Origin of the sequence: Amnibacterium sp., from assembly GCF_025463795.1 — a bacterium.
In the GTDB taxonomy this organism is placed as follows: Bacteria; Actinomycetota; Actinomycetes; order Actinomycetales; family Microbacteriaceae; genus Amnibacterium.
The window spans coordinates 1-20,123 of sequence record NZ_JAODBE010000109.1; the positions used below are offsets into that span (position 1 = coordinate 1).

Genomic DNA, 20,123 nt, shown 5'->3' on the forward strand with positions numbered 1-20,123 from the left:
GGCGGATCGGCGGCGTCCACCGCCGCCGGCGTCGTCCCGTTCACCCGCGGAGCACCCAGCACCGCCAAGAAGGCCGGGACCATCCCGACCGGCTACACCGAGGGATCCGGCACCATCGTGACCGGCACGACCGCGGACACGGCGACCGAAGCCGCCCTCGCCGCCTACCCCGGCGGCGTCGTCGACCGCGTCGTCAAACTCGCCACCGGCCAGTACGAAGTCCACTACATCGGCGTCAACTGGCCCCACCACATCTTCGTCACCACCACCTTCACCGTCCTCGGCGCCGACTAACGGCCGCCGAACACGGCTCCCGGGACGTCTCCGAGCAGAAGGGCCGGATCTGACGGGCGCTCCTCCTCGACCATGTCCCACAGCGCCCGCCCCGCGGGGTTCCTCGGCGCCGGCGCTGTGGTCTGCGCGGCGACCACCCAGTACCAGGCGGGCCCGGCCAGGTCCGCCGTCGCCACCGCGGGTCGCAGTCGGGTGATGGCGGTGGGGACGACCGCGATCCCCAGCCCCGCCTCGACGAGCTCGAGCAGGGTCGTGGTGTCGTTGACCTCGAGGTCGACGCGCGGTTCGACGCCGGCGGCACGCATGGCTCGATCGACGAGTTCCCGGATGCCCCATCCCGGTGGAAAGCCGATGATCGGGCGTCCGACCGCGTCAGCCAGGTCGAACGGTCCGCCCCCGAGGCCGACGCCATCCGCCCCGCCCGCGACGACGAGCGGGGACCGCAGCATCGGGACGGAGACGACGCCGGATGGGGCCTCGTCGACGGCCGTCGCGAAGATGACGTCGAGCAGGCCGTCGGCGAGCATCGCGGCGAGGTCGGCGGAGCTCGCCTGGCGGAGCCTGATCCGGATCCCGGGATAGGTCGACCGGTACCGGGAGAGCAGACCGGTGATGCTGCCCGCCTGCATGAACCCGACGTCGACCGTGCCGCTGCGCAGACCTTCCACGCCGTGCACCGACTCGACGGCGGCGCGGGCGGAAGCCAGGGTGCGCCGGGCCTCGGGAAGCAACGCCTCCCCCGCGGCGGTGAGGCGCACGCTCCTGGTCGTCCGAAGGAACAGTGCGGCGTCGACGTCCCGCTCGAGCGACCGGATGGTGGCCGACAGCCCGGACTGCGCGACGTAGAGGCGCGTCGCCGCTCTGGTGAAGTTCTTCTCCTCGGCCACCGCGACGAAGGCCTCGAGCTGACGCAGCTCCATTCAGCAACGCTAGCGCTCGATCCCGTCGGATCCTTCTGCTCGACGGCTGAGCGCGGTGACCCGAGCCTGGGACAAGGGCTCCGCAATGGGCCCTTGTCGTCGGTGTCCGCGGACGGCCGCGGAATGCCCGGGCCACTCACGGCTCGGTCGACTCAGAGCGTCGTCCGCGTCGTGTACCGCGAGAGGACCGCCGGCCGGTCGAGGAGGTCGCCGAGACCGGAGGCCCCCTCCGGCGTCGCGCGCCAGGCGCGGTAGGCGTCGTCGCGGTCGAGGGACCGCCAGTGCTCGACGACGGTCACGTGCGCGGAGTCCTCCACGTCGACGAGCACCTCGACACCGAGGCAGCCCTCGAACGCGCGGGTGTCCCGAAGGATCGCCTCGATCACCTTCGGGGCGTCGGCGGCACGGTCACCGCGAACGTGCAGATCGAGCAGTGCGGTCGTCGCCATCGTCTGTCCCTTCGAAATCGTCCGGCTGCAATCGTAGGGAGGCCACGCGGGACGCCGGATCCACGCCGGAATGGCGAGCCGCTGCATGGTCGCGACGAGGTGCGGATTCGGCGATCCCTCGAGCAGTCCCTGCGCTGCGGCCACCGCGCCCAGGACGCCGAACCGGCCTCCACGATGGAGTCGAACAGATCGGCGTCGATCGCGTGGCGGCCGGTCCCACACAGGGAGGGCTCGAGCGTTACCGTCAGCATTGCCACGAGCGAGCCGTCCGAGCGGGCACGGGCTCCGCTCGCGCGCCCTCGACCCGTGCCCGACAGAAGGAGCACCGACGTGACCGACGCCAGGACCGCCAGCCGCCCACTGCATGAGGGCTGGAGGGTCGAGCCCGTGCACGGGCCCGTCCCCGCGTCCGTCCGCGACGCCGGAGCGGTGCCTGCGACGGTCCCGGGGACCGTGCACACCGACCTGCTCGCTGCGGGTCTCCTCGATGACCCCTACATCGGCACGAACGAGAAGCTGCAGGAGTGGATCGGCAGCACCTCGTGGCGCTACACCACCACCTTCACCTCGCCGCCATCCGGCGCGGGCCACACCGACCTCGTCTTCGAGGGCCTCGACACGGTCGCCGCCGTCCGGCTGAACGGCGAGCAGGTGCTCGAGAGCCGAAACCAGCACCGCACCTACCGCATCCCGGTCGGCGACCGGCTGCAGGACGGCGAGAACTCGCTCGAGGTGCTGTTCTCGGCGCCGGTGCCCGAGGCGGATCGCGCCTCCCTCGAGCTCGGGTACCGGCCGCACGTGAACCATCACCCCTTCAACGCGCTCCGCAAGATGGCGTGCAGCTACGGCTGGGACTGGGGGCCCGACACGGCCACGAGCGGCATCTGGCGGCCCGTCCGGCTCGAGACCTGGTCGACGGCGCACATCCTCGACTCCATCGTCTCCGCCACCGCGGAGGGCTCGGACGGCGTGGTGGACCTCCGCGTCATCATCGAGGCGGCAGGCGGGACCTCCCTCTCGGTGCGCGCGTCCATCGGCGGCGTCACCGTCACCGGTTCCGTCGTCGACGGCGTGGCCCGCCTGCGTCTCGTCGTGCCGGACGCCGATCGGTGGTGGCCCATCGGATACGGGCCCCAGGCCCGCTACGACCTCGACGTCGCCCTGCTCGCCGGAAGCGCGGTGCTCGATGAGCGCGCGCATCGGATCGGCTTCCGGACGGTCCGGGCCGAGCTGACCCCGGACGACGCCGGCACCCCCTTCGTCATCGTGGTGAACGACCGTCCTGTGTACGTCAAGGGCGTCAACTGGATCCCGGACGACGCCTTCCCCTCACGGATCGACCGGCCGCGCTACCGCGAACGCCTGCGGCAGGCCGCCGACGCGAACGTGAACCTGGTCCGCGTCTGGGGCGGCGGAATCTTCGAGAGCGAGGACTTCTACGACGTCGCCGACGAGCTCGGCCTGCTCGTGTGGCAGGACTTCCTGCTCGCCTGCGCGGCGTACGCCGAGGAGGAACCGATGTTCTCGGAGATCTCCGCGGAGGCGCGGGAGGCGGTCGTCCGCCTCGGGAAGCACCCCTCGCTGGTGATCCTCAACGGCAACAACGAGAACGTGTGGGGCCACGTCGAATGGGGCTGGGAGCCGCGGCTGGAGGGCCGCACCTGGGGTGAGCGGTACTACTACGAGGTCTTCCCGGCACTCGTCGCCGAGCTCGCCCCGCACGTCGTCTACACGCCCGGCAGCCCCTTCTCCCCCGACCGCTCGATGCACCCGAACGACGAGTCCAACGGGACCATGCACATCTGGGAGCTGTGGAACCGGCTCGACCATCCCCACTACCGCGATCTGCGACCGCGGTTCGTGTCGGAGTTCGGCTGGCAGGGCCCCCCGACCTGGTCGACCCTCACGGCGTCCATGCCCGACGAGCCGCTGACCCCCGAGTCGCCGTCGATGCTCGTGCATCAGAAGGCGATGGACGGCAACGTCAAGCTCACCGACGGCCTGGTCGCCCACCTGCCGCTGCCCAACACGATGCCCGAGTGGCACTGGGCGATGAGCCTCAACCAGGCGGTCGCGGTCCGGACGGCGCTCGAGTGGTTCCGCTCGCTGCATCCGCACAACACCGGCGCCGTCGTCTGGCAGCTGAACGACTGCTGGCCCGTGGTCTCGTGGGCGGCGATCGACGGCTACGGCCGCAAGAAGCCCCTCTGGTACGCGATCCGCAGCGCCTTCGCCGGACGACTCGTCACGGTGCAGCCGGCGGAGGCGGGGCTCGAGGTGGCAGTGTCGAACGACACGGACGAGGCGTGGGCGGGCGCCTTGCACCTGTCCCGCCGCCGCTTCAGCGGCGAGGTGCTCGGCACCTCGGCCGTGGATGTCGAGGTGGCGGCCCGCGGCACCGTGCGTGTCCCGGTCGGGCAGGACCTGGCGAGCGCCGGCGGGGCCGGCGACGAGCTCGTGGTGGCGCAGCTCGGTGCGGAGCGCGGGCTGTGGTTCTTCGCGGAGCTCCGCGACTCGGCGCTGCCCGAGGCGGAGCTGCGGACCGAGACACGGCGGATCGACGGCGGCGTCGAGGTCACGGTGACGGCCGCGACGCTCGTGCGCGACCTCGCGCTGCTCGCGGACGTCGCCGATCCCGCCGCGGAGGTCGACGAGATGCTCGTCACCCTGCTGCCCGGCGAGCAGGCCGTGTTCACCGTCCGGACCGGCGGAGACGTCGACCCCGCGCGGTTCGTCGCCCCGGAGGTCCTTCGCAGCGCCAACGCGCTGCTTCCCCACTCGAAGAAGGAGGCGTCGGCGTGACGGGGACGACAACCATCCCCGGCCACTCCCACACACGACGCGGAGCCGCTCGACCGGCCACTCCCAGACGGCCGACGTAGCTTCCGACCGGAAGCCGGAGGCCGGACTCGCGCAGCGCTCGGCCGGCTCGGCCTGCGGCCTCTGGAAACGACCGGCGGAGCGCATCATCGTCGAACAGGTCCATCTCGAACTGGCGCGGCTCGCCACCTCGGCCGCCCCGGCGCCGGACCGCGCCCAGGACATGCTCCGATCGCTGTACCGCCTCATCCCGTTCGACGCGGCCTGGATCGCCCGGACCGACCGCAGCGGGTACGTGTCGCTCGCGAGCATGGGCCTCGACACCCGGGTGGTGCACTTCCTGAGCGGGCCGAAGATGGCCCACGACATCGAAGCGACCGGCACCGACCGTTCACGGCCTCCGCTCAGCCCGTCCGATCTCCCCTATCCGGCCGAGGAGCTCGCCACGTGGGCCGAGTGCTTGTTGCCGGCAGACATCCACGAGGCGCTCGCCGTCGCGTTGTTCGAGCCCGGCGGACGACATGTCGGGTTCCTCGCACTGCTCTCCGGCGAGCGCCGGCCGCCGAAGCCGTCGTCGCGCAGGCGGCTGGCCGAGGTGGCCGGCCTGCTTGCGCAGGGCATCGACCCGATGCGCTCGCTGGCCGACGTGAGCCGGCTCGTCAGCGGCGCCTTCGCCGGCGTCCTGCTGTTCGAGGACGGCTCGATCGAGTCGCTGCCCGGAATGCCCGGCGACGACCTGCTCGCCGTGCATTCGGGTCTGCTCACCACGGTGGGCGCTCGCGTGATCACCGGCGAGACCCACCTGTCGTTCCTGTGGCCGCGCGACGCGACCGCGTCGCACGAGTACGTGCGGGTGAGCTATCTGACCGGGATCGGCTCGGCCTTCCCGGACCTGCTGGGGATCGTCCTTCTCTCGTCCGTGGAGACGGTGCACCGCTTGACGGCCCGGGAGCTGGAGGTGCTCGGCATGATCGTCGACGGCTTCTCGAACCACGAGATCGCCCGCCGGCTGGTCGTGACCACCCGCACCGTGGCGGCGCACGTCGAGCACATCCTCGCCAAGCTCTCGTCCCCCACTCGAACGTATGCCGCCGTGCGGGCGGAGCGCGAGGGCATCTACGTGCCGGTCGCCGGCGGAGCCCGAGCAGGGTGACCTCGAGCCGCCGGCACCCCGGGTCCGCTCACGTCGTGCCGGCGAGATCGCGGCCCGAGCCGAGGCCCTGCACATCCGGCACCACCTCGATCCCGGCCTCCGCGACGTTGCTCAGCAGCCGCTCACGCTGCGCCTCCAGCGGTGGACGGCGGTCCGCGGGAGCGACGGCGATGAGGTCGTCGAGGCCGGCGAGCAGGCGACGGGCCACGATCGGGGACGACGCGCCGACACCGACGAGCTCCTCGAGCGCGACCGCGACGTACCCGTGCCACGCGAGCTCGCGCGTCACGAGCCGGAGGACGCCGTCGGCGTCGTGGTGCCGACTGCTCGGCATCCGTCGGAAGCAGAGCTGCCGCAGCACGTCGTGCAGCCGATCGATGGCCTGCACCGCGGTGACGGGGTCGTCGTAGGGGCTGGACGCGATGCTTCGCTGGGCGATGTCGACGAGCTTGCGCAGCCCGTAGGCCGCGTCGCCGACATGGCTGCGCTCGTTGTCGAGCAGCACCATGCGGCGGACGGCCCGCTCGTCCATCGGTGCACCGCCGCGGGACCGGACCAGCGGGGCGCCGCGGGGAACGAAGTCGCCGACGGCCACGAGCATGTCGAGGCAGTCGTCCGATCGCCGCGCGTACTCGACCAGCCCCTCGAGGTCCACCATGATCACGGCGCCCGGGTCCTGGGTCGTCACCGTCCCGGCGCCGGTCTCAGGAGAACCGTCCACCGGGAACGACCGGTCGACCTCCACCTGGAGGTTGTCGCCCACGAGGTCGATCAGCCCGGCCACCCGCAACGACTGGCCCGCGTGGTGCACGTAGGCGACGAGTGCGACGAGGCTCGCGAGCAGCAGCAGATAGGCGAGGGCGACGGTGACGGTCGGCACCTCCTTGCCCGTCGACGCCTTGTCGTCCACCTTGGCGACGGCGACCATGCAGTAGAGGAACGTCGCGGCGAAGAGGCCGTGCGCCAGCTGACTGCGCCGGTCGGCGAGCAGGGCGCGGACGATGCGCGGTGAGAACTGCTGCATCGCCAGCTGCACCCCGAGGGTCATCACGGTGAGCACGATCGTGGTCAGCGTGAGCATCGCCGACGCGGCGGTGCTCAGGATGGTCTGCACGGCCGTCGGCGTGCCCAGCACGCCGTTCGGAAGCAGGTCGTACCCGAGGGCACCGTCGATCGTCAGCGTGACCGACGCCGCGGCGCAACCGGCAGCGACGCACACCAGCGGGACGAGCCACAGGCTGTTGGCCCGCCAGCGGTACTCGGCCACCCGTCGCCGCGACGTCACCGAAGCGCCTCGACCCGGGCGGGCTTCGCCACGTCGAGGCGCTCCGCCGGCATCAGGCAGCCATCCCCGGCTTGAGCACGACCTTCGTCCACCCGTCGTCGCGCGCGTCGAAGTGCTCATAGGCCTCCGGTGCCTTCTCGAGCGGGAGCTCGTGGCTGACGATGAACGACGGGTGCGCCTTGTCCGCCGCGATCAGGTCGCGCAGCTGCCGGTTGTAGCGCTTCACGGGTGCCTGACCACTGCCGATGTGCTGGCCCTTGAACCAGAACATCCCGTAGTCGAACGCGACCTGGCCCTTCTTGGCGAGCTCGTCGGAGGCTCCCGGATCCTTCGGGACGAAGACGCCGATCGATCCGATACGACCCGTGAAGCGCACCGACTGCACCAGCTTGTTCACGGTGTCGTTCGGGTGCTCCTGCCCCTCCGGGTCGTGCGCCTGGTACCCGACGCACTCGCAGCCGTTGTCCGCACCGAGACCCATCGTCTCCTCGAGCACGGCCTGGACCGGATCGACCTTCGAGTCGTCGATCGGGATCGCGCCGATCGACTCGGCCAGCCGCAACCGGTCGGGGTGGCGGTCGACGACCATCACCTTGCTCGCCCCACGGATGGTGGCCGAGAGCGCCGCCATCAGCCCGACAGGACCGGAGCCGTAGATGACGGTCTGGTCCCCCGGGGAGACGCCGGCCAGCTCGGTCGCGTGATACCCGGTCGGCCAGATGTCGGCCAGCATCACGTAGTCGGCGGCACGCTCGTCCGCGTCCTCGCCCAGGCGCAGACAGTTGAAGTCGCCCCAGGGCACTCGCAGCAGCTCGGCCTGGCCGCCCGCCCAGGGCCCCATGTCGGCGAACCCGTATGCGGCGCCCGCCCACTCATCGGTCGGTTGCGCCGTCAAGCAGTAGTTGGTGAGCCCCCGTTCGCAGTTCTTGCAGTGCCCGCACGCGACGTTGAAGGGCAGGACGACGCGGTCACCGACCTTCACCTTGTCGACGCCGTCGCCGACCTCGATCACCTCGCCCATGTTCTCGTGGCCGAACCAGCGCCCGGTCTCGAAATCCGTGCGGCCCTCGTACATATGCAGGTCCGAACCGCAGATGTTGGTCGTGGTGATCCTCACGAGCACATCCGTCGGCCGCTCGATGCGAGCATCAGGAACGTCCTTGACGCTCACCTGGCGAGGGCCTTCGTACACGACTGCTTTCACGGCGTCTCTCCTCTCGGAACGGTCAGCGCGAGTGCCGACGACACCGCGCGGTCCGCTGCAGTCGGCCGACCGGCTGCAGCCACTGCAATTGCAGGCCGCGATCGCCGGACCGCGCATCGGCAGAACTGCCGATCTGTGGTGTCGTGTCATCCACGTCGCCCGGTGCCTCGCAGTCGGTCGGCCCGGCCGCACCCTCCCGCTCCGCGGCTCCGTGTCGGGCTCGCAACGGATCCGCCGTTTCGGAAGGATGAGCGGAACGCGCTTCAGCGCCGTCCGGAGGGCGACACCGGCGGTTCGGGCGGGAAGATCCCGGCGAATCCGCACCGGGTTCAGCGCCACACGGGGCAGGATCCGAGGGAGGTGCTGGAGGGGCCGTGAAAAAGGAGATGACAGGCGGTGCTCCGCCGGAGGTGCTCGCCGAGGCGCTGAACAAGCTCTCCGACGCCTCGTTGGTCGCCGACGCCGATCAACGCGTGGTGTTCGCCAACGAAGCGTTCGAGCGGGTCACCGGCTACCAGCAGGACGAGACCCTGGGCCGCAACTGCCGCTTCCTGCAGGGCCCGGCCACGGACCACGCCACCGTCGAGGCGATGCACGCCGCCCTGACGACGGGCGAGGGATTCCGCGGCGAGGTGCTCAACTACCGGAAGGACGGCAGCAGCTTCTGGAACCTGCTGACCATCACGCCCATCCGCGACGACCAGGGCCGGCTGCACCACTTCGCGAGCGTGCAGCAGGACGTCACGGACGAGGTGCGGCGCCGGCGCGAGCTCGAGGAAGCGCTCGCCGAAGCCATCCGCCAGCGGAGAAGCAGGGACCTCCTGCTCGATGTCGCCCGCCGGTTGGGCGAGGCGACCTCGAGCGGGGCGCTGGGCGCCTCGATGAGCGAGGCGATCCGGCAGCTGGCGGGCTCCGATCGAGCGGCGCTGGGCGTCTGGGACGACGACGCGTCCCGGTTGCGGATCGCGGGGACCAGCGGGTTCCCGCCCCACCTGACCGAGGGCACGGCCCGCTTCCAGCTGTCCCCGACGAAGTCCAGCGCGCTGGCCGAGTTCCTCGTAGACCCGACCCCCCGACTCATCACCGCCCTGTCGTCGCCGTTCTCGCGCCCCGTCCTGCAGCTCTTCGAGAGCGACGCGTTCGTCGCCGTCCCGGTGCATGCCGACGGACACCTGCGCGGCGTGCTGCTCGCCATCTGGTCGGCCGGTGCCCCGATGGCCACGATCTCGACCGACCTCGCCGACCGGCTGACGGGCCTCGCCGGCCTCGCCCTCGTCGCGTTCGAGACGGTCCGGCTGCTCGACCGCGTGCGGCAGGCCGCCGACCGCGACGCGCTCACCGGCCTGCTCAACCGCTCGGCGCTCGAGCGGGCCCTGGCGGACACGCTCACGCGGCGCGAGGAGGGGGAGCTCGTCGCGGTCCTGTTCGCCGACGTCGACCGGTTCAAGCGGGTCAACGACGCCTTGGGCCACGGTGTGGGCGACGAGGTCCTGCGGACCGTGGCGAGGATCGTGGATTCCGCCGTCCGCGACCGGGACGTGGTGGGACGGATCGGCGGCGACGAGCTCATCGTCATCCTGCCCCGCCTGCGGAACCGGGCCGAGGCCCAGGAGGTGGTCGACCGCATCTCGGCGCGGCTCGACCACCCCATCCACGCCGCGGGGCAGCGGGTGTACATCCGCCTGTCGATCGGCTTCGCGATGTCGAGCGAGATCGGAGCCGTGGAGGATCCCGACGAGGCGGCCGCCGCATTGATCCGGCGTGCCGACGCCGCGATGTACCGGGTGAAAGCAGACCGCTCGGCGAACCGTGCGGCCGAGACGGACATGGACCTCCTCGCACTCGACGCCGACCTGCACGGCGCGGCCGGTCGGGGCGAGCTCCGTGTCCTCTTCCAGCCGCTGGTCGACGTCAGCGCCGGGCGGGTCGTGTGCCACGAGGCGCTCGTCCGGTGGATGCATCCGCGCTTCGGGCTGCTTCCGCCGTCGACGTTCCTGCCCCTCGCGGAGGACAACGGCACGATGACGGAGATCGACGAGGCCGTGCTCGCCGAGGCGGCCCGATTCGCCGCGGAGGCGGAGCGGCTCGGCGCCGATCCGAGTGTCTCGGTGAACGTCTCGACCCGGCAGTCGTCGTGGGAGGACCTCATCGCCCACATCACCGAGTCCTTCAGCCGCGACGGGGGCTCCTTCGAGCGGCTGACCCTCGAGCTCATCGAGACCCACCTCGCCACCGACATGCACAACGTCCAGCGTCAGCTCACGCGTCTCCGTGACCTGGGGGTCCGCATCGCGATCGACGACTTCGGAACCGGCTACTCGTCGCTGTCCCAGCTCCAGGACTTCCCGGTGACCGAGTTGAAGATCGACAAGTCCTTCGTGCACCGGGCCGGCGCCCTCGGCCTCGGCCTGATCCGCGCGATGGTGCACCTCGCCCGCGACCTCGATCTCCGCATCGTCGCCGAGGGGGTCGAGACGGAGGAACAGCTCGCGATGCTCACCGCGGCGGGCTGCGACCGGATGCAGGGCTACCTGTTCGGCCGTCCGGTGCCGTTGGACGAGGCGCTGTCGAACCTCGCTGCTCGCGAAGGACCCGAGCGTCGCTTCAGCCGCGCGACCTAGCTCCGGCGGGGAGCCCGGCAGCCGTCACGATCACGAGGGGACGCTGCACCACGGCGCATCACGGGCCAGCTTGACGACCTGCCGGACGGTGCGGGCGCCGCAGCCGTGCGCGAGCAGGTAGCCGGCGATGTCGTCGGCCGGCAGCGGTGCCCTCGCATCCCGCAGGGCGGCACGGGCGACATCCGCCTCGGACGGAGTGAGCCACCCCTCGCCGACGGATCGGAGCAGCCGCCGGAGACCGTCGACCGACTCCGGCGGAAGGGCGGGCTGCGTGCCGCCGGCGAGCAGGTTCACCGCCTTCGCTTCGGCCGCCCAGGCGGCGAGCCGCAGCTCAGGGGCTTCGACGACGGCCACGGCGCCGCCATGCGCGGCGCGGAACGCCCGCGCCGCGGTCGCGAGGGTCGGCAGGTACACCAGGACCGCCCGGCCGGGCGCAGGGCGCCGCATCTCCCCCGCCGCGCGCTGGCGAAGGTACCGGAGGGCGGGCGGAAGCCTGCCCTCCATGGGCCGGTCGCAGAGGAGCACCGACTTGAGGTGCCGCTGCTCGGCCTGCTCGAGCAGCCAGCGGACCGCTGCCGGTGTCGGATCCCACGGCCTCGCGGCATCGTCGGCGGGGATCCACGCGGCGCTGTACGGCGCCGAGGACCCGTCGTGCGGCTCCGACGGGGGCACGGCCGCGGGCCCGGCGGACGCGGGTGCCGGGCCCGACCGGGGGCCGGGGCCCTCCGACGGGGTCCGTGAGGTGCGGCCGGCAGCCGCGGCTGCCGATGCGAAGTGGGGCGACGGGGCAGCCGGGGTCAACAGCAGGTCCTTCGTTCGGTAGCCCGGCTGACCTCGAGGGTCCCGTGGCTTTGCGTCGCCGGCTCGCGCCGGGTTTGCCGTTATCGGGAAGTGGAGAAACGGACGGAGCAGCGCCCGTCCGAGGCGGACCGTACCCCTCACCGGCCGTGGCGCCGCATGCCACGCCGGGCTCCCCTGCGGCACCGCAGGGGCGCACACGCCCTTCGGGGCGGCCGGGCCGTGCCGCGTCCGATCTTGGGAGGACAGTCGGGGTACACGCCGTCCGCGGAACGTGAGCATTCGCCCCATTTCTGGGCTCATCAGGCACTTCTCTGCCAGCGACCGCCTCCCTACGGTTCGAGGAGGGCAGCTTGTGGAGTGCCGCACCCGGTCACTCACGTCCGGACGGCCCTGCCCGACCACCCACACCCATCGGAGGAAATCGCAGTGAAGAAGACGACGAAGAGCGCGCTGGTCACGCTCGGGGCATGCGTGGTGCTCGCGCTGGCCGCATCGCCGGCGACGGCGGACACGACCACCTCGGTGGTGTCCGGCGGCAGCCTGACGGAGGCGACCTCGGGGGCGACGCTGTCGGGCGTCACGCTGGACGGCTCGAACAGCCAGACGGCGACCGGTACTGCCTCCAGCGAGTGGAGCATCACCGACGCCCGTGGCACGGGTGCACCGTGGACGCTGTCCGTCAGTGCGACGGAGTTCACCAGTGACGGCGGCACGGTCGAGACCGCCCCGCGGACGATCCCGGCCTCGGCGCTGACGATCACGCCCGGATCGATGACCGGCGCCCCCGGCTCCGACTCGGCGTCGAACATCGACGCCTCGCCGTTGGCCGTCTCGACGGCGGCGCAGGCGCTGGTGTCGGCCGCGGGATCGGACAAGGGCACCTACACGCTGACGCCCTCGTTCTCGTTGGCGGTCCCCGCCAACGCCTACCGGTCGAACTACTCCGGGGAGATCGGCGCATCGGCGCTGAACCCGTACACGTCGACCCTCACCTACACGATCGGCTGACCTCACCATCTCGGGGTGGCCGGCCCGCGCTCGGGTCGGTCACCCCTTCACGACGTTTCTGACGGGCGGACGCCCTCGTTCGCCCCCACCCTCGCAAAGGACACGCATTGTTCAGGTTCTCCCGTACCGTTCCCGCCTCGCCCGCGGGCGCCCTCACCGCGCTGCTGCTGACCGTCCTCGCGGTCGCGGCCGGCGGCGGAGCGGCGCAGGCGGTGGATGACGGCGCCATCGGGATCCGGCCGGCCCACGAGTCCGCGTTCCTCCACCTCCGCGCCGCTCCGGGAGGGACGATCAGCAACGAAGCCGTCGTGTCCAACCACACCGCTTCGGCCGTGACCCTGCTCGACTACCCGGTCGACGCGCACGGGTCCGCGACCGGCACCTTCGCAATGGACGCGCAGAACGACGCGCGGCACGGTGTCGGCGCCTGGGTACGGCTCCAGGGCGAGCGCATCGTCGTCCCGGCCGGCCACGACGTGCCGCTGCCGTTCACCCTCCACGTGCCCGCCGCCACCCCGCCCGGGGACTACGCAGGAGCCCTGATCATCCAGGCTCCCCCGGTGATCGGTACGACCGCGGTGCACGGCGGCACGGCAGTACGCCTGAACGTCGTGCAACGCCAAGGGCTGCGGATCTACCTCCACGTCGACGGCACGGCGGTCAAGGCCCTCAGCACCGGGCCGCTCCGGTGGAGCGACGGATCCGGGACCGGGACGGACTTCAGCCTCCAGGTCACCAACACCGGCAACACCGTCCTCCACCCCGCAGCCGAGCTGGCCATCGCGAGCCGGATCGGGACGGACGCCCGCCTCCGCTTCACCGCGCCGCGGGAGCTGCTGCCGGGCGATCGCGTGACCTTGCACGCCGACCTCCCCCATCGGGCGGCCGTGCAGGTCGGCACCGCGACCGCGACCGTGCGGTCCGAGGCCGGCACACGCTCCGCCACCGCGGCCTTCGTCGCGCTGCCCTGGGCGCCGATCGCCGGCTGCGGAGGCCTCGTGCTGGTCGTCCTGTGCCTGGTCGCACTCCGCCGCCGCCGCACGCCCGGCCGGGTCCGGCCCGCCCAGTCCGTCCGGCCCGCAGGGCGTCCGGTACGGCGAGGCCGCCACCGGGCGGGCCTGGTCGGCTGACTGCGGCATCCCCTTCCCCACACCGACGGACCGTCGCCGGGTGGGGCGGTCGGCCTGGGGCTCAGGCCGACCGCCGGAGGCGCTGCACCTCCATCGGCACGGCCGACAGGGCGGCCGCGACCTCGAGGAACCGCGCCACGTGGGGCTTCGTGTTGTGGTCCACCAGGGAGGCCTCATCGAGCCACTCCTCCCACAGGACGAACCGGTCACGAACCTGCAGGTCCTCGAGCACGTCGTACCTGACGCATCCCGGGTCTGCGCGGCTCAGGGCGGCGAGCGTCGCCAGCTCGTCCCGCAGGCGGTTCCCGGACCCGGCTCCCGCCTGCAGTGTCACGAGGAGCGTCACCGCCTCGCCGGACGTCACCGTCGCGACGAGGACGCGCCCGCCGCGACGGGCGCCTCGACGGTCGGGACCCGGACCCACGCTCCCGTCTCCCCGGACCGCACGATCGCGTCGTCGATCAGCGCGGTCTGGTACCCGTCCCGGAAGTTGGGGCTGACCTCGGAGCCCTCGGCGATGGCGGTGAAGAAGTCGTGGGCCTCGATGATCTTGGTCTCGCCGTACCCGATCCCGAGGGCGGGGATCGGCCAGAGCGCGCTCCCGTTCGGGTGCGCGGGGCCGGTGTAGATGGTGCGGAACCCGCGGCGGTCGCCGGGGTCGTCCGCGAAGGCGACCTGGAGCTCGTCGCGCCGCTCGTAGTTGAAGAAGATGCTGCCCTTCGTGCCGTGCACCTCGAAGGTGATGTAGTTGTTCCGGCCATACCCGTTCCGGGTCGCCTCGATCGAGCCCACCGCGCCGCCGGTGAACCGGATCATCGTCATGACCTCGTCGTCGACGTCCACGGGGCCGCGCGGGCCGTCGCCGCCGCGCGTCGTGCCCAGCGAATCCGCCCCGCCGGACTGCAGGGGGCGATCGTGGATGAACGTGGACAGGAGCGCGCTGACCTCCGCGAGATCGCCGACCAGGTAGCGGGCGATGTCGACCACATGGGTCGCGATGTCGCCGAGCGCCCCGGAGCCGGCGATCGCCTTCTGGAAGCGCCAGGACAGGGGCGAGTCGGGGTCGGCGCTCCAGTCCTGCAGGTAGGTGCCGCGGAAGTTCGTGATGGCGCCGATCGCCCCTTCGTCGATGAACTTCTTGGCCAGCGCGACCGCCGGCGTGCGGCGGTAGTTGAACGCCACCATGTTGACGACGCCCGCCTCGGTCACCGCCTCGTACATGGCGCGCGCCTCGTCGCTGGTCCGCGCGAGGGGCTTCTCGCTGATGATGTGCTTGCCCGCCTTCGCCGCAGCGATCGCGATCTCGGCGTGCAGGTGGTTCGGCGTGGCGATGTCCACCACGTCGATCTCGGGGTCCTCGACCACGGTGCGCCAGTCACCCGTGTAGCGCTGGAAGCCGAACCGCCGTGAGGCCTCCTCAGCGAGGCTCTCCGTCGCCTCCGCGATCGTCCTGCGCACCGGCAGGGCCGGCGCGGGCCAGAAGAACATCGGCATCGCCGCGTAGGCCAGGGAGTGGGCCTTGCCCATGAAGCCGGCACCGATCAGCCCGACGTTGAGTTCCTTCACGTTCGTCTCTTCCTCTCGAATGTGGTGCTCGGTCGCTGACCGGCGTGCGTCGCCCGCGATGCCGCGGACGGACGTTGGTGGGGATCAGGCCGACAGCAGCCGGTCCAGATAGGCCTTGCTGATGGCCGCGGCGTCGCCGGGGGCGCCGTCGTAGGCGTCCAGCTCCACCATCAGCCAGCTGTCGTAGCCGCTCTCCCGGATCGCAGCGATGACGTCCGGGAGGTCGAGCACGCCCTCGCCCAGCGGCAGGAACGCGAACGGGTCGGGCCGGAAGTCCTTCAGGTGGACGTGGCGCACCCGGTCGGGGTAGGCGCGGATCAGGGCGGCCGGGTCGCCGCCGCCCGCCGCGAGATGCGCGGTGTCCGGGCAGAACCCGATCCGGGTCAGCCCCATGATGCGCTCGAGCTCGCCGGGGCTCTCCACGATGGTGCTGAGGTGGGGGTGGTAGCTCGCGGCCAGGCCGAACCCCTCCGCGATGTCCGCCACCCGGTCCAGGCTCTCGCCGAGGCGTCGGTAGTCGTCGTCCTGGGTCCCCGCAGCCCTCCGGGCACCCCCGCCGACGACGAGGCGCTCGGCGCCGAATGTCGCCGCCAGCTCGGCCGCGCGGCGGATGCGGTGCATCTCGTCGGGCAGGATGTCCGCGTAGATGAAGTTGGCGCCGGTGTAGACGCTGACCAGCTGCAGGTGCGCCTCCGCGAGCTCGCCTCGCAGCTCGTCGGGGCGGTCGGCGTGGTCGGCCACGTTCCCGTCGAACATCTCCACCCCGGCATAGCCGGCCGCGGCGATGTCCCGGATCGCGTCGGACATCGATCCGTTGGCCCGGTAGAAGAGGTCCTTCACACTCGTGACCCCGGTGGCCTCGCCGGCGACGCCACCCCAGGTGATCGTGCAGCAGCCGATGTTCATGCATGCTCCTTCGTGCTGATGCGGTGCTCGTCGCCCCGCGGGGAGACGCGAGCCGGACGGGTGCGGGCGCCCCGACGGCGTGCCGCGAGCGGCGGACGCGTCACTTCTTCCGTGCCAGGGCGACGGCGAGGATGATGATGGCGCCCCGGACGATCTGCTGCTGGCTGCTCTCGAGCCCTGCGAGCACGAGACCGTTGTTGATGAGCCCGATCAGCAGCGCACCGAACGCGGTGCCGACGACGGTTCCCGCGCCGCCGAAGAGGCTCGTGCCGCCGAGGATCACCGCCGCGATCGCGGAGAGCTCGTCTCCGTCCCCCCACTGGAAGCGGCCGGACTGCAGGCGTCCGGCGTAGAGCATCCCCGCGATGCTCGCGACGACCGCGGAGACGAGCAGCACGGTGAACTTGATGCGCCGGGTCCGGATGCCGGTGTACTCCGCCGCGGTGCGGTTCCCGCCCGTGGCGAGCACCTGGCGCCCGTACCGGGTCCGGCCGAGCACGATGGCCCCGATCACGACGGCGACGACCGCCCAGACCACGAGCACGGGGATGGGCCCGATGCTCCCGGAACCGAAGATGTTGTTGAAGGTGTCGTCGAGGATCGGCTCCGGCGCCGAGTCGGTGATGTACTGCGCGGTGCCCACGGCGACCCCGAGCATGCCGAGGGTCACGAGGAACGACGGGATGCCCAGCATGCTGACGAGGGCGCCGTTGACGGAACCGACGACGACGCCGACGAGCAGGCCGGCGATGATCCCCGGGATCAGGCCCAACGAGGAGATGGTCATCGCCGCGGTCACACTCGACAGCCCGGCGACGGAGCCGACGCTCAGATCGATCTCGGCGGCCGAGATCACGAACGTCATGCCGACGGCGATGACCGCGATGGTCGCGGTCTGACTGAGGATGTTCAGCAGGTTGTTGGGCGAGAGGAACCCTTGGTCACCCAACAGGATGGCGAAGAAGGCGAACACCACCACGAAGCCGATGTAGATGACGTAGCGGCGCCAGTCGAGATCGCGGAGGAACCCGCGGCGCGCGTCCTGCAGCGCCGGCTCCAGCGTGGCGGCGGGATCGGTCTTGGTCATGGTCGGACTCCCTGGACTGCGAGTTGAAGCGATTCCTCGTCGTCGATGTCCTGGCGAGGGAGGTCGTCGACGATCGAGCCGTCCCGGACCACCAGCACGCGATCGCTGACGGCGAGCAGCTCCGGATATTCGGACGAGATGATGAGGACCCCGCGGCCCTCGTCGGCCAGGCCCCGGATCCGGTCGAGGATCTCGCTCTTCGTGCCGATGTCCACGCCCGCCGTGGGCTCGTCGAGGATGAGCACGCTCGGGCCCGTGCCGAGCCATTTCGCGAGCACGACCTTCTGCTGGTTCCCGCCAGACAGCAGCCGGACCGGCCGGCCGGGGTTGGCCACCTTCACCCCGAACCGCTCGATGAGGGACGCCGCCAACGCCTTGCCGGCGGCGAGGTCGAGCAGCGGACCCCGGCGGATCCTGCCGAGGAGCGGCAGCAGCAGGTTCTCCCGAACGGAGTGGTCGAGGATGAGGCCCTGGTCCCGCCGGTCCTCGGGGATGAGGGCGAGACCGGCGGCGATCGCTCGGTTCGGTGAGGAGAGGTCGGCCTTCTTCCCGCGGATCAGCACGTCACCGCCCTTGATCGCGTCGATGCCGAAGAGCACGCGTGCGAGCTCGGTGCGGCCGCTGCCCATGAGCCCGGCGAGCCCCACGATCTCCCCGGCGTGCAGGGTGAAGGACACGTCGCGCACCCGAGGTCCGGCGTTGAGACCCCGGGCTTCGAGCAGCACCTCCTGCTGCACGTGGCCTCGCTCGCGCGGTCGGTAGGTCAGCTCCCCCTCGATCTTCTTGCCCACGATGCCTTCCACGATGGCTGCGGGCGATGTCTGCGAGAGCTCCGAGGTGAACAGCTTCCGGCCGTCGCGCAGCACGGTGATCCGGTCCGCGACCCGGTAGACCTCGTCCATCCGGTGGGAGATGTAGATGATCGAGATGCCGCGGGACTTCAACCGTTCGATCAGGGCGAAGAGCGCCTCCGTCTCGTGCCTCGCAAGGCTCGCCGTCGGCTCGTCCATGATCAGCACGGAGGCGTTCTGCGCCAGCGCCTTCGCGATCTCCGTGAGCTGCCAGTAGGCGGTGCCCAGGCGTCCGACCTCCGCCTTGGGGTCGAGATCGACCTGCATCTCGGCCAGGACGGCGCGAGCCCTGCTGACCGCCTTCCGCTCGTCGATGAGGCCGCCGGTCAGGGGCTCGACGCCGAGGAAGATGTTCTGGGCCACGGTCAGACTCGGAACGAGGCTGAACTCCTGGAAGACCATCCCGATCCCCGCCGCCTTGGCGTCCTGGATCGAGGTGATGTCGACGCGCTCCCCGTTGATGAGGATGTCGCCCGAGCTGGGCTGGTACACCCCCTGGATGATCTTCATCAGGGTCGATTTGCCCGCACCGTTGCCTCCGGCGAGGGCGTGGACCTCGCCGCGTCGCACGTCGAAGTCCACGTCGGTCAGCACCGTGACCGCACCGAAGCTCTTGGAGATGCCGCGCGTCTCCACCGCGTTGATCGCTTCCGCCACGTGAAGTGCTCCTCGTTCTGCGGATGCGGCGCCGACGGTGCGGCGCCGCATCCGGTCGCCTACTTCTGGAAGGAGTCGGCGACGGACGCGGGCGGCGCCGCGTGGTACACCTGCTGCCAGGCCTTCAGCACGTTCGAGTGGTCCACCGGCAGGGCGGGCACGGCCACGTAGGCCGGCGTCGACTTGCCGAGCAGGGCCAGCGCACCGAGCTTCGCCTCGGTCACGCCCTGGTCGAACGGGCGCTGAGCACCGAGACCGACGACCAGCTTGTTCTTGGCGAGGGCGATCGCGACGTTCGTCCCCAGGTCCTCCGTGGCGATCTTGAGGTTCTGGTTCCCGGCCGCGCGGGCAGCCGCCATGATCCCTTCAGCGGGGACGTCCCACACGCCCCAGATGCCGGCGAGGTCGGGGTGCTTGGTGAGCATCGCGCTGGCAGCCACCTGCGCCTGCCCGGCGAAGTCCGGACCGGCGATACCCGTCGTCGCGACGATCTTGATCTTGGGGAACTTCTTGATCGTGTCGGTGAAGCCCTGGTAGCGCTGCTTCGTCACGAAGAAGTCGGCCTGGTGGAAGATCGCGCCGATCTTCCCCTGCCCTCCGAGCGCTTTGACCATCTCGTACGCCGACACGACGCCGTTGCCGTAGTTGTCGGCGGAGACGTCGGAGACGTAGTCCTTGCCGGCGGTCATCCCGTTCGGCACGTTGTCCATGAAGACCAACTTCGCGCCGGCTGCCGCGGCCGCCTTGTACGCGGATGCGGTCGCCACCGGGTCGGTCGGGATCGAGACGACGATGTCCGGCTTCTTCGTCATCACCGTCTGCAGCTGCGAGACCTGCAGGTCGGGCTTGAAGTTCGCGTCGGTGTTCGCGATCAGGGTGATGCCGAGCTTCGTGAACTCGCTCTTCAGGCCCGCGATCTGCGCCGTCGCCCAGTCGTTGCCGCCGTAGTGCATGACGATCGCGGCGGTCGCGTTCATCGCCTTGACCTTCGACACCTCGTCGGCGGTCAGCTCGGCGGCGTCCGCGGACTCCGGCTCCTCACCGTTGGGTCCCTTGCTGAGCACCTGGCCCTGGATCTCGGCGAGGGCCTCGTCGGCCTGCTTCGAGACGCCCGGGTCCTTCGAGGACGTGGACGTGGTGGCCGCGCTGCACCCCGCGGTCGCGAGGGCGATAGCCACGGCGGCGGTCGCGATCCGGAACTTCGGCTTCATCGGGCATCTCCAGTGAGGTTGGGGACGGCTGTCTCGCCGGGGGTGGCGAGCAGTCCGTCGAGGTACGTCTTGCTCTGGGCGGCGGCGTGCTGCGGGTCGCCCTCGTAGGAGTCGAGCTCGACGATCAGCCAGCCGTCGTACCCGGTCTCGAGAAGCGCGT

17 protein-coding genes and 1 riboswitch are annotated in these 20,123 nt (G+C 71.2%); of the genes, 6 read left to right on the forward strand and 11 right to left on the reverse strand.

The window, feature by feature from the left end; genetic code table 11:
- Positions 1-294 (forward strand): hypothetical protein (locus JWQ92_RS09485; RefSeq protein WP_297344211.1); only part of this gene is annotated, 294 nt, incomplete at its 5' end.
- Here JWQ92_RS09485 and JWQ92_RS09490 read toward each other — a convergent pair.
- A complete protein-coding gene (locus JWQ92_RS09490) occupies positions 291-1,214 on the reverse strand; it encodes a LysR family transcriptional regulator (RefSeq protein ID WP_297344212.1) in 924 nt (307 codons plus the stop codon). The genes JWQ92_RS09485 and JWQ92_RS09490 overlap by 4 nt on opposite strands.
- 152 nt (positions 1,215-1,366) lie before the next feature.
- A complete protein-coding gene (locus JWQ92_RS09495) occupies positions 1,367-1,663 on the reverse strand; it encodes a putative quinol monooxygenase (protein WP_297344213.1) in 297 nt (98 codons plus the stop codon).
- A gap of 330 nt (positions 1,664-1,993) precedes the next feature.
- Here JWQ92_RS09495 and JWQ92_RS09500 point away from each other — a divergent pair, with 330 nt between their 5' ends.
- Positions 1,994-4,465, forward strand: a complete 2,472-nt coding sequence (locus JWQ92_RS09500; protein WP_297344214.1) for a glycoside hydrolase family 2 protein — start codon at positions 1,994-1,996, stop codon at positions 4,463-4,465.
- Positions 4,466-4,706: 241 nt separating this feature from the next.
- Positions 4,707-5,636, forward strand: a complete 930-nt coding sequence (locus JWQ92_RS09505; RefSeq protein WP_297344215.1) for a helix-turn-helix transcriptional regulator — start codon at positions 4,707-4,709, stop codon at positions 5,634-5,636.
- Between the two features lie 28 nt (positions 5,637-5,664).
- Here JWQ92_RS09505 and JWQ92_RS09510 read toward each other — a convergent pair whose 3' ends face one another.
- Positions 5,665-6,921 carry a DUF2254 family protein gene (locus JWQ92_RS09510; RefSeq protein ID WP_297344216.1) on the reverse strand — a complete coding sequence of 419 codons (1,257 nt, stop codon included), beginning with the start codon at positions 6,919-6,921 and terminating at the stop codon, positions 5,665-5,667.
- A gap of 52 nt (positions 6,922-6,973) precedes the next feature.
- Entirely contained in the window at positions 6,974-8,125 is a 1,152-nt protein-coding gene (locus JWQ92_RS09515) for a glutathione-independent formaldehyde dehydrogenase (RefSeq protein WP_297344217.1), read from the reverse strand.
- A 374-nt stretch (positions 8,126-8,499) separates the two neighbouring features.
- On the opposite strand from JWQ92_RS09515, the gene JWQ92_RS09520 reads away from it, so the two are divergent.
- Positions 8,500-10,746, forward strand: coding sequence for an EAL domain-containing protein (locus JWQ92_RS09520; RefSeq protein ID WP_297344218.1), 2,247 nt, complete (start codon positions 8,500-8,502; stop codon positions 10,744-10,746).
- A 30-nt stretch (positions 10,747-10,776) separates the two neighbouring features.
- Here JWQ92_RS09520 and JWQ92_RS09525 read toward each other — a convergent pair whose 3' ends face one another.
- Positions 10,777-11,418 (reverse strand): hypothetical protein, encoded by a 642-nt coding sequence (locus JWQ92_RS09525; RefSeq protein WP_297344219.1) that lies wholly within the window; start codon positions 11,416-11,418, stop codon positions 10,777-10,779.
- A gap of 143 nt (positions 11,419-11,561) precedes the next feature.
- Positions 11,562-11,636: riboswitch (cyclic di-GMP riboswitch) on the reverse strand.
- A gap of 337 nt (positions 11,637-11,973) precedes the next feature.
- Between JWQ92_RS09525 and JWQ92_RS09530 the strand changes: the two genes are divergently transcribed.
- The gene (locus JWQ92_RS09530; RefSeq protein ID WP_297344220.1) at positions 11,974-12,555 is read left to right on the forward strand and encodes a WxL domain-containing protein; all 582 of its coding nucleotides are present in this window, start codon (positions 11,974-11,976) and stop codon (positions 12,553-12,555) included.
- A 107-nt stretch (positions 12,556-12,662) separates the two neighbouring features.
- Positions 12,663-13,685, forward strand: a complete 1,023-nt coding sequence (locus JWQ92_RS09535; RefSeq protein WP_297344221.1) for a DUF916 domain-containing protein — start codon at positions 12,663-12,665, stop codon at positions 13,683-13,685.
- A gap of 61 nt (positions 13,686-13,746) precedes the next feature.
- Here JWQ92_RS09535 and JWQ92_RS09540 read toward each other — a convergent pair whose 3' ends face one another.
- The 6 genes from JWQ92_RS09540 to JWQ92_RS09565 form a co-directional block, all read right to left on the reverse strand.
- Complete coding sequence (locus tag JWQ92_RS09540; RefSeq protein ID WP_297344222.1) at positions 13,747-14,049, reverse strand: putative quinol monooxygenase; 303 nt, start codon at positions 14,047-14,049, stop codon at positions 13,747-13,749.
- Positions 14,046-15,251 carry a Gfo/Idh/MocA family oxidoreductase gene (locus JWQ92_RS09545; protein WP_297344223.1) on the reverse strand — a complete coding sequence of 402 codons (1,206 nt, stop codon included), beginning with the start codon at positions 15,249-15,251 and terminating at the stop codon, positions 14,046-14,048. The genes JWQ92_RS09540 and JWQ92_RS09545 overlap by 4 nt, the downstream gene beginning before the upstream one ends.
- 84 nt (positions 15,252-15,335) lie before the next feature.
- Complete coding sequence (locus JWQ92_RS09550; protein WP_297344224.1) at positions 15,336-16,157, reverse strand: sugar phosphate isomerase/epimerase; 822 nt, start codon at positions 16,155-16,157, stop codon at positions 15,336-15,338.
- Between the two features lie 100 nt (positions 16,158-16,257).
- The gene (locus JWQ92_RS09555) at positions 16,258-17,244 is read right to left on the reverse strand and encodes an ABC transporter permease (protein WP_297344225.1); all 987 of its coding nucleotides are present in this window, start codon (positions 17,242-17,244) and stop codon (positions 16,258-16,260) included.
- Positions 17,241-18,752 carry a sugar ABC transporter ATP-binding protein gene (locus tag JWQ92_RS09560; RefSeq protein WP_297344226.1) on the reverse strand — a complete coding sequence of 504 codons (1,512 nt, stop codon included), beginning with the start codon at positions 18,750-18,752 and terminating at the stop codon, positions 17,241-17,243. The genes JWQ92_RS09555 and JWQ92_RS09560 overlap by 4 nt, the downstream gene beginning before the upstream one ends.
- A 59-nt stretch (positions 18,753-18,811) precedes the next feature.
- On the reverse strand, positions 18,812-19,963 hold the full coding sequence (locus JWQ92_RS09565) for a substrate-binding domain-containing protein (RefSeq protein WP_297344227.1): 1,152 nt from the start codon (positions 19,961-19,963) through the stop codon (positions 18,812-18,814).
- Between the last annotated feature and the right edge of the window lie 160 nt (positions 19,964-20,123).

Coding starts and splice junctions, on each gene's coding strand:
- JWQ92_RS09490 (WP_297344212.1), bottom strand. CDS start 1,214: ATGGAGCTGCGTCAGCTCGAGGCCTTCGTCGCGGTGGCCGAGGAGAAG.
- JWQ92_RS09495 (WP_297344213.1), bottom strand. CDS start 1,663: ATGGCGACGACCGCACTGCTCGATCTGCACGTTCGCGGTGACCGTGCC.
- JWQ92_RS09505 (WP_297344215.1), top strand. CDS start 4,707: ATGCTCCGATCGCTGTACCGCCTCATCCCGTTCGACGCGGCCTGGATC.
- JWQ92_RS09550 (WP_297344224.1), bottom strand. CDS start 16,157: ATGAACATCGGCTGCTGCACGATCACCTGGGGTGGCGTCGCCGGCGAG.
- JWQ92_RS09555 (WP_297344225.1), bottom strand. CDS start 17,244: ATGACCAAGACCGATCCCGCCGCCACGCTGGAGCCGGCGCTGCAGGAC.
- JWQ92_RS09565 (WP_297344227.1), bottom strand. CDS start 19,963: ATGAAGCCGAAGTTCCGGATCGCGACCGCCGCCGTGGCTATCGCCCTC.